This is a genomic window from Rhodococcus sp. NPDC076796 (assembly GCF_040702765.1).
Taxonomy (GTDB): Bacteria; Actinomycetota; Actinomycetes; order Mycobacteriales; family Mycobacteriaceae; genus Rhodococcoides.
The window spans coordinates 132,883-146,865 of sequence record NZ_JBFBMS010000011.1 but is presented as its reverse complement, the minus strand read 5'-3'; the positions used below and the strand labels follow the sequence as shown (position 1 = coordinate 146,865).

Below are 13,983 nucleotides of genomic sequence, written 5' to 3'. Positions count from 1 at the left end.
GGACAGCTGAGGGTTGGTCATAGTTTCCTCCTTTAGTTCGCAGCCGAAACTGCAACGAGAGAAATAGATTCGGCAAGAATGCAAGTGCTGTTCGCGTCGATCACCGGAGGGCGACCGTTGTGCCGCCTGAGAACGCCGAATCGTGCAGCTCGATCCCGGCGGTCACGGCCCCGTAGTTGACGTCCCGTGCCGCTCAACGCGATGCAAAAGCTTCAACGCACAGCGGGTTACTTGGCAATTCAAACGAGCCCCAAACCCAGGGGCGAACCGTACGGATAGGATTTCACGCGGGAGCCCGAGCGGGTTGTCGAGAGGAACAGGCATGGCGAGACTCAACTTAAGGGCTGTCCAAGAACGCGTCGCGCCGCTGGCTGGGCGTGAGACCTACGACCGCGAGTTCATCTTCGACTTCTTGCTCGCCTACGGGAAGCCGCAGAGCAGCGTCACGCGCTTGCGCAAGGGTGACCTGAACGTGGCCGCTGACAAGGCAAGCGAAGTCGTCCAGAAGAAGGTCGTATACTTCAAGGAGACGACCAGCGATCCCCTCGCCGTGCTCGAAGAGCTAAAGACGTCACCGGACGTCGTGCGCTTCAGCACCCGATTCGTCATTGTCACCGACTACGTGGATCTCTTCGCCACGGACACAAAGACGAGTAAAACGATCGGTTTCCCGATCCGCGAGATCGATCAGCACTTCACCTTCTTCCTCCCCTGGGCCGGGATGGAGAAGTCCCAATACGTCGCCGAGGCGCACGCGGACGTCAAGGCCGCCGAACGTATGGGCAAGCTCTTCGACGAGCTACTGCACGCGAACCCCGGCCTGCTGGAGCAGCCCCACGGTCGGCACGCGCTGAACCTCTTCTTCACGCGCCTGCTCTTCTGCTTCTTCGCCGAGGACACCGGGATCTTCGCCGAGAACCATTTCACGAACGCGGTCGCCTCGCACACGCTCTCCGACGGCTCTGACACCGCCGAGTTCCTGACGGACCTGTTCACCGCGCTCGACACGGCGAGCACCGCCGACAAGCCGAATCACCTCGCGGCATTCCCTTACGTCAACGGTCGGCTGTTCACGATGTCGCCCGATCACGTGGTGCCGAAGTTTACGAAGGCCGCGCGTGAAGAATTAATCAACGCCGGCAAGCTCATCTGGCGAGAGATCAACCCCGACATCTTTGGATCGATGTTTCAGGCCATCGTCACTCCAGGCAAGCGCAGTGACCTCGGCCAGCACTACACCTCAGTACCAAACATCCTGAAGACCATCGAGCCGCTCTTCCTTGATGCACTGAAGGATGAGCTGGACGCTGGGCACGACTCCGTACGGAAGCTCGAAGCGCTGCTTGATCGCATCAGCACGATCAAGGTTTTCGACCCTGCCTGTGGCTCCGGAAACTTCCTCGTTATCGCCTATAAGGAGTTGCGCAAGCTTGAGCACGCGCTCCTTGAGCGCCTCGCCGAGCTTGACCCCAAGCATCAGGTCCTGTTTGCCGAGTCGAGAATCAGCATCGAGAGCTTCTATGGCATCGAGATCGACGACTTCGCCGTCGAGGTCGCGATCCTGTCCCTATGGATCGCCAAGCATCAGATGAACGCCGAGTTCAAGGACAAGTTTGGCGTCTCGATCCCGCTGATCCCGCTGAAGGAGATTGGCCAGATCAAGCAGGGCAACGCGACCCGCGAAGACTGGAACAAGGTCTGCCCGAATGATGACAGCGAGATCTATCTAATAAGCAACCCACCGTACGCTGGGGTGAAAGAACAGACCGCGCAGCAGAAGTCAGACTTCATCCATGTATTCGGAGAACGTACGTTCTCGAAGAAGCTCGACTATGTGTCGCTCTGGTTTGTGAAGGCCGCTGACTACATCGAAGGTGTGTCCGCTAGAGCGGCGTTTGTGAGTACGAAGTCAATCACCCAGGGCGAACAGGTGGGATTAATATTCCCAATGATCTTTGCAATGGGTATCGAAATTGGATACGCGTATACACCATTCAAGTGGGAGAATAACGCCAAGCGAAACGCAGGAGTCACCGTCATTGTCGTCGCGCTCAGAAACGTAGAGTCATCTAAGAAGTTCCTGCATCAGAGCGACCTCCAGGTCGAGGTGTCAAACATCAATGGCTATTTGGCCGAAGGCGGGAACGTGTTCGTGACCCCCCGGTCGGAACCACTTTCGGAGTTGCCGTCGATGACGTTCGGTTCCAAGGGGACCGACTGGGGCAACCTGATGCTTGAGGCTGACGAGCGGGACAGGATTTTAGCAAGTAACCCCGAAGCGGGCCGGTTCATTCGCAAAATCATGGGAACCGATGAATTTGTCAATGATCAAGAAAAATATTGCATCTGGGTAGCGGACGCGGAGTGTGTCGAGGCCGCTGGCATTCCTGAGTTGAAGACTCGGTTTGATCGCAACAGGGCGAAGCGTGCCGAAAGCGTCAAAGTCGCGACCAAGGTGCTCGCCGGAGTCCCGTACCGGTTTGGCGAGGTTCGCTATAAGGCAACAGAGTCGATCCTCATACCGAAAGTGTCGTCGGTGCGACGAGACTACATTCCCGTTGGATATCTTGACGCAGACACAATCATTAATGCATCGGCCTTCGGGGTTTATGATGCCGAACCCTGGGTGCTGGCTTTGCTGACGTCGCGTACGCACGTGGCCTGGACAGGTGCAGTTGGCGGACGAATGCGGGAAGACTATCAGTACTCGAATACGATCGTGTATAACAACTTTCCAGTCCCACCGCTCTCAGAAGCTTCGAAGGAGGAGCTCACTGTCGCCGCACTCCGCGTCCTCGACATCCGGGAGTACCACTGCGAACGGACCCTCACAGAACTTTACGACCCAAACAAGATGCCCTACGACCTTCGCGAGGCGCACGCCGATGTAGACGCGCTCGTCGATTCGGTCTACTCCAAGAAGCCCTACGAGACCGACGAGCAGAGACTGTCAGACCTCTTCGTCATGTACGAGCGTATGACCGCCGAAGAAGCCACGAACGTCCCGGCGAAGAAGACCCAAAGGTCCGCAAAGTGAACTCGATCAAGAAGCCCGTCAACATAGTCAACGTCACCTACGCGCAGACAAAGGCGTCGGTGAACACAGACGTACTAGGCATGCGTGAGATGCAGCAGCGGGTCTTCGCAAAGCGCGACGCACAGCACCTCCTGCTGAAGGCCCCGCCTGCCTCGGGAAAGTCCCGTGCGCTGATGTTCGTGGCGCTCGACAAGCTCTACAACCAAGGCCGCAAGAAGGTCATCGTCGCGGTACCTGAGCGCTCGATCGGCGCATCCTTCGCACCGACCAAACTAACTAAGTTCGGCTTCTTCGCCGACTGGGAGATCAAGTACGAGCACAACCTCTGCGACGCAGGTTCGTCCGCTGGTAAGGTCGACGCGTTCATCAAATTCCTCGAGGGACCCGACGCAACCCTGGTGTGCACGCATGCGACGCTGCGGTTCGCCTTCGAGAAGCTCGCACCGGAAGCCTTCAACGGGACCGTGCTGGCGATCGACGAATTCCACCATGTCTCTGCAGATACGGAGACGTCACGCCTGGGCGCGATGCTCCGAGACGTGATGAACGGTTCGGACGTGCACATTGTGGCAATGACCGGCTCCTACTTTCGCGGCGACTCGGTGCCGGTGCTCTCGCCGGAGGACGAAGCCAAGTTCACTCCAGTCACCTTTAACTACTACGACCAGCTCAATGGCTACGAGCACCTGCGCTCGCTCGGCATCGGCCACCACTTCTACCAGGGTCGATACACCGACGCGATCGGCGAGGTCCTCGATCTCGACAAGAAGACCATCGTGCACATCCCGAACGTCAACTCCGGTGAGTCGACAAAGGACAAGCTCGAAGAGGTCGGCTTCATCATCGACGCCATCGGGCTCGTCGAAAGCACCGACCCCGAGACGGGTGTCATCAACGTGCGCCGCAAGGACACCGGCCAGATCGTGCGCGTCGCCGACCTGGTCGATGACACCGATCAGAAGAAACGCGGCGACACACTTCATTACCTGGCGCACACCGCCTCGAAGGACCGCGACGCCGTCGACATAATCGTCGCCCTCGGCATGGCGAAGGAGGGCTTCGACTGGCCCTTCGCGCAGCACGCCTTGACGGTCGGCTACCGAGCATCGCTCACTGAAGTCATCCAGATCATCGGCCGGGTCACACGAGATTCCGCGGGAAAGTCCCACGCTCAGTTCACAAACCTCATCGCCGAGCCTGACGCCTCGCAGGGCGAGGTGAAGGTCTCGGTCAACAACATGCTCAAGGCGATCACCGCGTCGCTGCTGATGGAGCAGGTTCTGGCGCAGAACTTCCGGTTCAAAACGAAGAAATTCGACGGTGATGACTCGAAGTCCCCTGGCGAGCTGAAGATCAAGGGCTTCAAGGAACCTTCGACCGAGCGCGTCAAGCAAATCGTCGAGACGGACCTCAACGATCTGAAGGCGACCATCCTCCAGGACGACACGTTCGCTCGCGCCGCCGCTGGCGCGATCGATGCCGAGACCGCCAACCAGGTCCTGATCCCCAAGATCATCCGCGAGAAGTACCCTGACCTCACCGATGCGCAGGTCGAGGAAGTGCGCCAGCAGGTCGTCGTCGACTCTGTGATCAAGAACGGCGAGGTGCGCCCAGTCGGCGACAAGCGCTTCATCAAGATGGCCGAGAAGTTCGTCAACATCGACGAACTCAGCATTAACCTGATCGACTCGGTCAACCCCTTCCAGCGCGCCTTCGAGGTCATGTCAAAGTCGGTCACTCCGTCGGTGCTGCGGATCATCCAGGACCAGATCTTCGCCACCCGTGTCGAGTTCACCGAAGAAGAGGCGCTCGCGCTCTACCCGAAGATCAAGACCTGGGTTCAGGTCAACGGTGGCAAGCGACCGAACGTACGATCGGAGGATCCGCAGGAGAAGCGCATGGCCGAGGCCCTCCTGTACCTGCAGAAGCTCAAGCAGCAGCGTGATGCTCAGAGGCGCGCAACGGAATTGGAGACCGACGCATGAGTGAGGACGAGATCGTCGAGGCATCGGGGCCGCTGAGCTTGGACGACATCCTCGACGACGACTTGTTGAACGCTCCTGAGAAGCCGCAGAAGGTCACCTCCTCGGACCGCCTTGAGCGGGCCTTCCTGGAGATAGTCGAGTTCTATCGGTCCTACGGGCGGGTACCAAGTTCAAGCACTCGCGAGATCGCGGAGCGCAAGCTGGGCGCGCGGCTCGATGGACTCCTGGCGAACGACGAACGGGCCTCGGCGGTCAAACACCTGGACGAGTTTGGGCTGCTCGCCACGCGGGAAGCGCCGGCGTCGATCGATGATCTGCTGGAGGGAGACGACCTCGACGACCTGCTCAGCGACGAGAGCGGCATCCTCGACGTGTCGGATCTGCCGGTGATCAAGCGCCCGGAGTCACCGGAGTCAGTCGCCCAGCGGGTGAAGTCCGACGACTTCGAGCGCTATAAGCCGTTGTTCAACGCGAAGCACGCGGAGCTCACCGAGGGCACCTACACGCTGATGCCCTTCAGCGGACTGGATCTGATCCGCGAGGGCGTTTTCTTCGTACTTAACGGAGTGATGTGCTTCGTCGCCGAGGTAGGTGAGGATGTGGACCTGGTCGTCGGCGGGAAGCCCAGGCAGAAGCAGCGCTTGAAAGTCGTGTTCGAAAACGGCACCGAGTCGGCGATGTACAAGCAGAGCTTGATGACCCGTATGTACGAAGCGCAGGGACAAGTCCTGACGCGCACCGGATACGGCACGAACGAGATCTTCGACGCGGACGTGGAGAGTGGCCACATCTACGTCCTGAAGTCGCTGAGTACTGACCCTCTGATCGCCAACATGCAGAACCTCCACAAGATCGGCTTCTCGACCACAAGCGTTGAAACTCGCCTGAAGAACGCGGAGAAGTCGCCGACGTACCTCATGGCTCCGGTCGAGGTGCTGGCGGATTACCGGCTCTACAACGTTCGAGCGTCGTGGCTCGAGCACCTGCTGCACCGCGTCTTCGCCGATGTGCGGCTAGATCTGACTCAGGTCAGCAAGGAAGGTCGCGACTACGACCCTTCCGAATGGTTCTTGGTGCCGCTCCACGTCATCAACCAGGCGGTCGCGATGATCATGTCCGGCGAGATCACCGACTACGTCTACGACAATGAGCGGGAGAAGCTGGTCGAGCGTGGCTGAGCAGCAGTCTGCGTGGGTTGCCGACCCTGCCGGCATCTACTTCAGCGATCGATTCAACGTATCTCCCAGTGTGCTCGAGGGCTGGGGCGCATTCGACATCTCCGTCGTCTCTGACCTTCCTGTCTTCATCGACCCGTTCCTGCTGTTCAACAGCGACAAGGAGGAGTACCGCGCGTTGCACGAGCAAATCGTCAGCTATCTGTGCTTCCTTCGCGATCACTCGGATGAGGACCTCGATCCAGGTCGCATCAAGAGTTGGTACACCTTCAAAGAGGTCCGACAGAACTGGCTCGGTTTCACCGTCGGCAGCAATCGCGGCCACGGTTTGGGCAAGAAATTTGCGGTCGCGCTACATGGGGCGCTCGGCAACCTCCTGCAGAACGTCGGCCACGAGCCGCTGACCAGTTCGAGCCACGTCGAAAAGCTCGCGCTCGTGAGCAACGGCGTTGGCAGAGACACCATCTCGGATTTGACTACGAACCTGATCAAGCATTTCCTGCTCCGTTACACCAGCGAGTTCGCGATGACTCACCTCCCGCCGGAAAGCCGAAAGAGAATTCCAGTCGCACGAGCGAAGTTCAACTACCGGACCGAGACGTGGGCTGCCGAGACCTACGACCTCCCTTTCACCGAGGATGACTTCGTAATCTTGACACCCGTGGACATCCTCACGAAGGACGATACGTGGATCAATCGCTCCGACCTGGAGCGGTCGTTCGACATGGTCCTCGAAGCGACGGAGAATCATCAGCTCCGCGCGGACGTCAACCACTACCTCGGCCAACGACTCACCGGCAAGTCGTCTGCCAAGGAACAGCGAGAGGCACGCGCACTTGCGCTCCGCTCGTTTCCTGAGCTCGTCGACTGCTACATCAAGGCCAAGGAGGACACCGGCGACCTGGCCATCGCGCAGAGCCGCCAGAAAGTTGACGACACCCAGGCGCTCCGCGACCAGGTGCAGCGGGCCGCGCACGACATCGCGCAAAAACCCCGCTCTATGAGAAGCTCTGGACTTCGCAGCAGGAAGCGCGGCGAGCCGTCGAGATCTTTAAGAATTACGTCGAGAACCAGGACGGCTGGCGCAACATCAACAAGGGCAACGGCACGAAACTAGCAAGCGAACAAGACGTCCAGATTTTCTTCGGGCTGCTGCTCCAGGCGTCCCGATTCGACATCAACCGGGAAGTCAACAACGGCCGCGGCCCAGTCGACTTCAAAATCTCGATGGGTCTCGACAAGACCTTGATCGAGTTCAAGCTCGCCAAGAGCAGCTCGCTCAAGCGCAATATGGAGAACCAGGTGGAGGTCTACAAGAAGGCGAACGGCACCGACTCGGCTCTGTTCGTCGTGATCGCCTACTCACAGCGGGAGATCGACAAAACCGAGAAAGCGGTACAGTCCCTCAGCCTGAACAAGCCTGACACCATGGAAGTCATCGTCATCGACGCCTCGCCGAAGGAGTCGGCCTCCAAGGTCTAGCCAGATTGTGACGCATACGATCGTCGCCGAGCACAGCGCGCACTCTCCACACCAATCAATCTGGCTCTTCCCAGATGAGGGTGTAGGTCGGCCGGGCGCGTCGGTCCGCAGATAGACGTCGAGGTCTCCCGACGATGGAGGTTCCTACGCCATCCATCCGAAAGACCTCGACGTGTCCGACGCTACCCCGCCGGCCGGCTTCGGCCGCCTTGACCTGACCGCCTTCGCGGCTCATCCCAATCGACCCTGATCGGGTCTGCTGACCCCCTCGACGAGAACGCAGCGACATCACAGCCACCCAACCCCGACCGTCCGGGAAGCCGGGGCACGTCACATGGCCTGTGCTGCGGGCGTGTCGAGTGGGTCGTCCAGGGGCGACGCAGGAGCGTCGACGCGACGTGCTGAGAGGTGGTTCCAACCGAGCACTAGGACACCGGCTACAGGCATGGCGATAGGTCAGGAACGGCGTCGCTCCCTGCGCAGGAGGGAGCGCAGAGTCTCGGCGTTCGCATAGCCGACCCGTATCGCGATCTCGGCGGAGGTGAGGTCCGTGGTTGCTGAGAGGTGCCGAGCTCGTTCGATGCGAAGCCGTTGGACGAAGCCGAGCGGAGTGAGGTTGAGCGCCGCACGGACTCGTCGTTCGAGGGTGCGCCGGCTGGTGCCGAGCGACTGCGCGACGAAGGCGACGTTGAACGGTTCGTCCAGGCGGGCGCGCACGAAGCGTTCGAACTCGACGACGATCGGGTCCTCGTGCCGGAGATGTTCGTAGGCGACGAAGGCCGCCTGCGACGGACGCTCGTCGATGATGAGGAGCTTGGCGACATGTTGGGCCAGGTCGGGGCTGATCGATCGCACGAGTGAGAGCGCGAGGTCGATGTGGGCGAACGCGGCGCCGGCGGTGACGAGGTTCCCGTCGACCACGACCATGGTGTCGAGATCGAGGGCGACGGTCGGATAGCGCTTCAGGAACTCCGGCCCCAGGAACCAGCTGGTCGTCGCCCGCCGATGATGCATCCGTCCAGTCTCGGCGACGGCGAACACGCCGGTGCACGCCGCGGCGATCCGGGTGGTCGCGTCGTCGAGGCGCCCGAGTGAGGCGATGACCGAACGTGCATCTCGGCTCTGGAGGGCGTCGTGGGTAGCGGCGGCCGTGAGGGTTCCAAGCGCAGGGACGACGACCACGTCGAACTCTCCGGACTCCGACAGCGGGTGGTCTACCGACAGGGTCATCGATGCCGTCGTGGTCACTCGCCGTTTCGGTCCGAGGATGGCGAGTTCGATCGGGTCGATCCGCGGGTCGACATCGCCGCGGGCTCCGTCGGCCACCCGCACGATGTCGATGACCGACGCGACCGCCGAACCGAAGCAGCCGTCGATCGCGATCAGTCCGATACGCATGGCGCGAACAATAGCAATACTGTCGTATACGCCACTCCCCACCGGCCCTCGCTCGTCATACGCTGAACTCGCCCCACGAAGAACCCCGACTTCAAGGAGAACCCCTCATGTCCACACCCGCATCACTTCCGTATGCCTTCGTCGCCAAGATCGTCGCGGCCGATGGACAGCACGACGCGCTCGCCGATCTGCTCGCCGGCGCTGTCGCGCTCGCCAACGAAGAAGTAGGAACGATTGTCTGGTTTGCGGTCAGGACCCACGCCGACACCTTCTGGATCTTCGATGCATTCCCCGACGAGGCCGCTCGCGACGCCCACGCCAACGGCGCCATCGTCGCAGCCCTGATGGCCAACCAGCACCTCCTCGGCGCAGCACCCGAGATCCTGGCGGCCGACGTCCTCGCGTCCAAGCTCCCGTAGTCCGCCAACGCACGAGACGATCGCGCCCCGCCGAGCCGTCGGACCCGACCGCCTCGACACCCGCACCACGTTGACGATCCCCGACGGGCCGATCACGAGGAGGCCAGGCAACACCAGGCGCAAGCCTGGAGCGGCACTGTTTCACCGGTGGTCATCGAGAGAGCCAGCGCGGTTCCATGGCAGCGCAACTGTGTCAACTTGCCCTCCGTCCCGCGAGGTGCCGTGGGCGGGTCGTGGTTGCGATCCGTTGCCGTGACGGGAGACGCGTTGCGCGTCGCAGCGATGACGGGTCGTTGGCGTTCCGGGGCGTTGCGTTCGTGCGCGCCGCGCGTGCGGCATGGAGCATCTCGCTGCGCACACAACGATCGCTGCGCCGACGCACCGTTGACACCTCGCACGTCCAGGTCGCGACACAACGCCACGCTGCGTTGCCGAGCGGAGCGAGGCCTATCGGCACACGGACAGGATGCCGGCCGCGAGCGCTCAGCAGGCGAGGGGTCCGTCGCAGAGGAGAGCGACGTCGGTGTCGGGCAGAGCCGTGAGGCCAGCGCATCGCGCGACCACCAGAACCGAACCGCCCCTGCCCTGCGTTTGCGCAGGTCAGGGGCTGTTCGCCGGAGCCGCCTGTCGGAATCGAACCGACGACCTAATCACGTCGGCTCTGCGTCTATCGCTTGATGCGCCCACTGGGTGAACGAGCCGCTGACCTGCGCAAACGCCGAGCGTGGGGGACGCTGCCATCCGGTGGTGACCGACGACGACCGACCAGTACCGACCGTTTTACCGGAGTTTCACCGGAGCTCGCGGCGGCGTCGAAGCCGAGCAAGCTCCATTCTTTAGCTCACCGCGCCTTGCTCCTCGCCGGTCCCGTCGTCGTCGAAGACGTTTCAGGGCTCTTCCCAGGTGAGGGTGTAGGTCGGCCGGGCGCGTCGGTCCGCAGATAGACGTCGAGGTCTCCCGACGATGGAGGTTCCTACGCCATCCATCCGAAAGACCTCGACGTGTCCGACGCTACCCCGCCGGCCGGCTTCGGCCGCCCTGACCTGACCGCCTTCGCTCGACTCGACGGCCTCGGTCTGAGCGTGACCGGGCAACGACTTGAACCGGATCGTGCGGTCCTCGCGTGCCGCGTGGTGCAACCAGATCAGTGGTGCCGACGGTGCGGCAGCGAAGGTGCTGCTCGTGACACCGTGATCCGGCGGTTGGCCCACGAGCCACTGGGCTGGCGACCGACCGTGCTGGAAGTTGTAGTGCGCCGCTACCGCTGTGCCGACTGCGGACACGTGTGGCGCCAAGACACCAGCGCCGCGGCGGAGCCACGCGCGAAGCTCTCGCGCACCGGGTTGCGGTGGGCGCTGGAAGGGATCGTGGTCGCACACCTCACCGTCGCCCGTGTCGCCGAGGGACTCGGGGTCGCGTGGGACACCGCCAACAACGCGGTCCTGGCCGAAGGCAAGCGGCTGCTGATCAACGACTCCACGCGGTTCGAGGGCGTGAAGGTCATTGGCGTCGATGAGCACGTCTGGCGCCACACCAGGCGTGGCGACAAGTACGTCACCGTGATCATCGACCTCACCCCGGTCCGCGATGGCTCCGGCCCAGCAAGGCTGCTGGACATGGTCGAGGGCCGGTCGAAGGCGGCGTTCAAGACCTGGCTCGCCGACCGCGACGACGCCTTCCGTGACGCGGTCGAGGTGGTCGCGATGGACGGCTTCACCGGGTTCAAGACCGCCGCTGCGGAGGAGATCCCGGACGCGGTCACGGTGATGGATCCCTTCCACGTCGTGCGCCTGGCCGGTGACGCCCTCGACAGGTGTCGGCGCCGGGTCCAACTCGCGATCCACGGGCACCGTGGGTTCAGGGACGACCCGCTCTACAAGTCGCGGCGCACGCTGCACACCGGCGCGGACCTGCTTACCGACAAGCAGAGCGACAGGCTACGCGCGCTGTTCGTTGATGACGCTCACGTCGAGGTCGAGGCGACCTGGGGTGTCTACCAGCGCATGATCGCCGCCTATCGCCACGAGGACCGGCAACGTGGCCGCGAGCTCATGGAGAAGCTGATCACCGACCTCAGCGCCGGCGTCCCCAAGGTGCTCACCGAGCTCACCACCCTGGGCCGGACCCTGAAGAAGCGAGCCGCCGACGTGCTCGCCTACTTCGAACGACCTGGCACCAGCAACGGGCCGACCGAGGCGCTCAACGGACGGCTCGAACACCTGCGCGGCTCCGCACTCGGGTTCCGCAACCTGACCAACTACATCGCCCGAAGCCTGCTCGAGACCGGCGGCTTCAGACCCCAACTCCTACACCCCCGATTGGGATGAGCCATCAATCTCGCCTGAAACAGCCGTCAAGCAATTGGGACTGCCCGTCTCCTTCGGGGCGCTGGTGTGTGGTCAGAGACCATTAGCATCGGAGGAGGCCCGCCCTCATTGGCGGAGCCAATGAGGGCGGGCACTTTCAAAGATCAGATCTGGGCACCTTCACCGAGCACCGTCATAAAACTCGGAGTTGAAAATATCGCTGAGTCTCGTCAAAACCACGGGTCGTTCAAACGCGAAATGCGGAAACTCGTTCAACCGACCAGACACGTTTCGCCAGCTCAAGGACAAGCTGGCGCCTCTCCGTTTGTTGATCGACGCCGAAGTCGTCGTATGATTTGAAGCCAAGGCCTTCGCGTTCGATGAAGTTCCTGAACTGTGGTTGGTGCTGGTATGCCGCTTTGGTAAGACTTGCTGCATACAGGTTTTGCTTCGCATAATGAGGCGACTTTTCCTCGAAAGTGCGATCTTGATAGCTGCGGTTGACGTCTGCCGGCAAAAGCACAAGGCCACCTACGTTGTTTCGTACGCTGTCGAACTCCTGCTCGTTCGCTACCTCGTCGGCATACCGACGGTACTTGTCAGCCCAAACATGTTCGATATCAAACGCGTTCTTCTGCTTCCGGTCGACATACTTGTCGAAGATGTCGGGCTTCCCGGACTGTACGTCGGTATAGGCGGTCAGACGCGCGAGGAGGTGATAGATGTACCTGCGACTGAACTGATTGAGCCGCAGCTCAGTTACGCCTCCGCGCCCGCGAGCTTGGCTACCATCAAATGAAACATCGTCACTGTACAGCTTCGCGACCAATATATCCACGAGCTCATTTACTGGCTTCCTCCTTATCTCCTTGCAGAGAATCCACATGGCATAACTCACAGCCGAGTATCCCACCCGGACGTAGTTGACCGTTCGACGCATTATCCAAATATCAAGATATGTAGCAGTCGCAGCCAATTTACGATTGACCGTGTCGTCATCGTCCATCGGATCAAGAGACGCCAAAAGGACGGTGCTTTGCCAAGTAAAGTCGTTGTGTGCATTGAAGAATAGAGATTCCAGCCCGGACGTATAATTGCGGCTGGCGTCTTGTATTTTGAGGTACGCACGTGCGAAAAATGGAAAGCTCTCAGTCATTAGAAGGTAATTGTCTGCAGACGAACCCACGCCCACAACAGTAGCGTTATCGCGAATCCACCTGTGAAACGCTGTGCCAATTAGCTCCCAATCCATATCAATCGCGCCAGCTTTGCGGTCTCGAATGGTCTCCGCATACTGGCTTCTCAACCATGCTTTAACAAAGCTCGAATCGCGTTCCGGGTTCGGCTCCGATGCCCATGAGATTAGTTCCGATACCGTCTTCTTCCATTTCCCATTGGCGTCTGACCGCTGAGCTGTGTCCGCAATCGAACCGAGAAGGTACGCCTTCAGCATGTCAACCGGACTTAGCGGCTTTCCGCGATCGTTCATAGTCTCGAAGATCGAGTAGGCATGCGCGTCTGAATCGGTGGCAATCTCAATCAGTCCGACATTATTAAGAAGCCAGTATATAAATGACTCCAATCCGTCACCAAGACCCTCGATCAATCCGATGTTTTCAATGTCCCGGTACCGGTCGATTATGTTTTGCACAGATTCTTCTTTGCCGTCCGGGTTGTACTCCTCGCCACCAAAAAGGGCTCGAATCACCGGAACACGCTCAGTCACGTCTAGGTTAAACTGTCGCTCGCCATAATTGTCGGAGAAAATCAGCGGTTCAATTGTCGAAGCCACTGCGAAGTTGCGCTCTTTCGCTTCGCGGTACAAGAATATGAGAAAGAGAGTCAACGAAGTGACTCGCTGCTGTCCATCGACGAGAAAATTTTTACCTACCCTCTTGGTGACAATGATCGAGCCAAGAAAATAGTCCGGATACTCGCTAGCATTTTTTGGAGTGTCACCAGTCCGGTAGGCAGACTCGAACTTACCTTGAAGGTCAGTAATCAATTCTTCGATATTCTGTTGGCTCCATTTATACTCGCGCTGATACTCATCTATGGAAAACGATCGACTCTGAAGCAACTGTGTGACAGTTCGATAATGCGGCGTAATGCTACCCATGATTTCCTGACCTATCTTAGTAAGAATTTGATTCCGACCGTCTCCACACTGCAATCCTTCAA

At 60.2% G+C, this 13,983-nt stretch carries 9 protein-coding genes; 7 read left to right on the top strand and 2 right to left on the bottom strand.

The window, feature by feature from the left end:
* Positions 1–322 precede the first annotated feature (322 nt).
* From AB0366_RS23860 to AB0366_RS23840, 5 genes are all read left to right on the top strand, one after another.
* The gene (locus tag AB0366_RS23860; RefSeq protein ID WP_366246176.1) at positions 323–3,037 is read left to right on the top strand and encodes a DNA methyltransferase; all 2,715 of its coding nucleotides are present in this window, start codon (positions 323–325) and stop codon (positions 3,035–3,037) included.
* Positions 3,034–5,022 carry a DEAD/DEAH box helicase gene (locus tag AB0366_RS23855; RefSeq protein ID WP_366246175.1) on the top strand — a complete coding sequence of 663 codons (1,989 nt, stop codon included), beginning with the start codon at positions 3,034–3,036 and terminating at the stop codon, positions 5,020–5,022. Before AB0366_RS23860 ends, AB0366_RS23855 begins: the two co-directional genes overlap by 4 nt.
* Positions 5,019–6,200 carry a GIY-YIG nuclease family protein gene (locus tag AB0366_RS23850; protein ID WP_366246174.1) on the top strand — a complete coding sequence of 394 codons (1,182 nt, stop codon included), beginning with the start codon at positions 5,019–5,021 and terminating at the stop codon, positions 6,198–6,200. The genes AB0366_RS23855 and AB0366_RS23850 overlap by 4 nt, the downstream gene beginning before the upstream one ends.
* A complete protein-coding gene (locus tag AB0366_RS23845; RefSeq protein ID WP_366246173.1) occupies positions 6,193–7,314 on the top strand; it encodes a hypothetical protein in 1,122 nt (373 codons plus the stop codon). Before AB0366_RS23850 ends, AB0366_RS23845 begins: the two co-directional genes overlap by 8 nt.
* Positions 7,315–7,424: 110 nt before the next feature.
* Complete coding sequence (locus AB0366_RS23840; RefSeq protein WP_366246172.1) at positions 7,425–7,679, top strand: hypothetical protein; 255 nt, start codon at positions 7,425–7,427, stop codon at positions 7,677–7,679.
* 456 nt (positions 7,680–8,135) lie between these two features.
* Here the strand turns inward: AB0366_RS23840 and AB0366_RS23835 are convergent, their stop codons facing one another.
* Complete coding sequence (locus tag AB0366_RS23835) at positions 8,136–9,077, bottom strand: helix-turn-helix domain-containing protein (protein WP_366246171.1); 942 nt, start codon at positions 9,075–9,077, stop codon at positions 8,136–8,138.
* 107 nt (positions 9,078–9,184) lie between these two features.
* Between AB0366_RS23835 and AB0366_RS23830 the strand changes: the two genes are divergently transcribed.
* Positions 9,185–9,496, top strand: coding sequence for a putative quinol monooxygenase (locus AB0366_RS23830; RefSeq protein WP_003941073.1), 312 nt, complete (start codon positions 9,185–9,187; stop codon positions 9,494–9,496).
* Between the two features lie 1,001 nt (positions 9,497–10,497).
* Positions 10,498–11,823, top strand: coding sequence for an ISL3-like element ISPfr2 family transposase (locus AB0366_RS23825; protein WP_366246170.1), 1,326 nt, complete (start codon positions 10,498–10,500; stop codon positions 11,821–11,823).
* Between the two features lie 226 nt (positions 11,824–12,049).
* On the opposite strand, the gene AB0366_RS23820 is transcribed toward AB0366_RS23825, so the two are convergent.
* A complete protein-coding gene (locus AB0366_RS23820; RefSeq protein ID WP_366246169.1) occupies positions 12,050–13,921 on the bottom strand; it encodes a DUF262 domain-containing protein in 1,872 nt (623 codons plus the stop codon).
* Between the last annotated feature and the right edge of the window lie 62 nt (positions 13,922–13,983).

Bases quoted from the DNA above. Each gene is read 5' to 3' on its own strand.
- AB0366_RS23860 (WP_366246176.1), top strand. From the start codon at position 323: ATGGCGAGACTCAACTTAAGGGCTGTCCAAGAACGCGTCGCGCCGCTG.
- AB0366_RS23850 (WP_366246174.1), top strand. From the start codon at position 5,019: ATGAGTGAGGACGAGATCGTCGAGGCATCGGGGCCGCTGAGCTTGGAC.
- AB0366_RS23840 (WP_366246172.1), top strand. From the start codon at position 7,425: ATGGGTCTCGACAAGACCTTGATCGAGTTCAAGCTCGCCAAGAGCAGC.
- AB0366_RS23835 (WP_366246171.1), bottom strand. From the start codon at position 9,077: ATGCGTATCGGACTGATCGCGATCGACGGCTGCTTCGGTTCGGCGGTC.
- AB0366_RS23830 (WP_003941073.1), top strand. From the start codon at position 9,185: ATGTCCACACCCGCATCACTTCCGTATGCCTTCGTCGCCAAGATCGTC.
- AB0366_RS23820 (WP_366246169.1), bottom strand. From the start codon at position 13,921: ATGGGTAGCATTACGCCGCATTATCGAACTGTCACACAGTTGCTTCAG.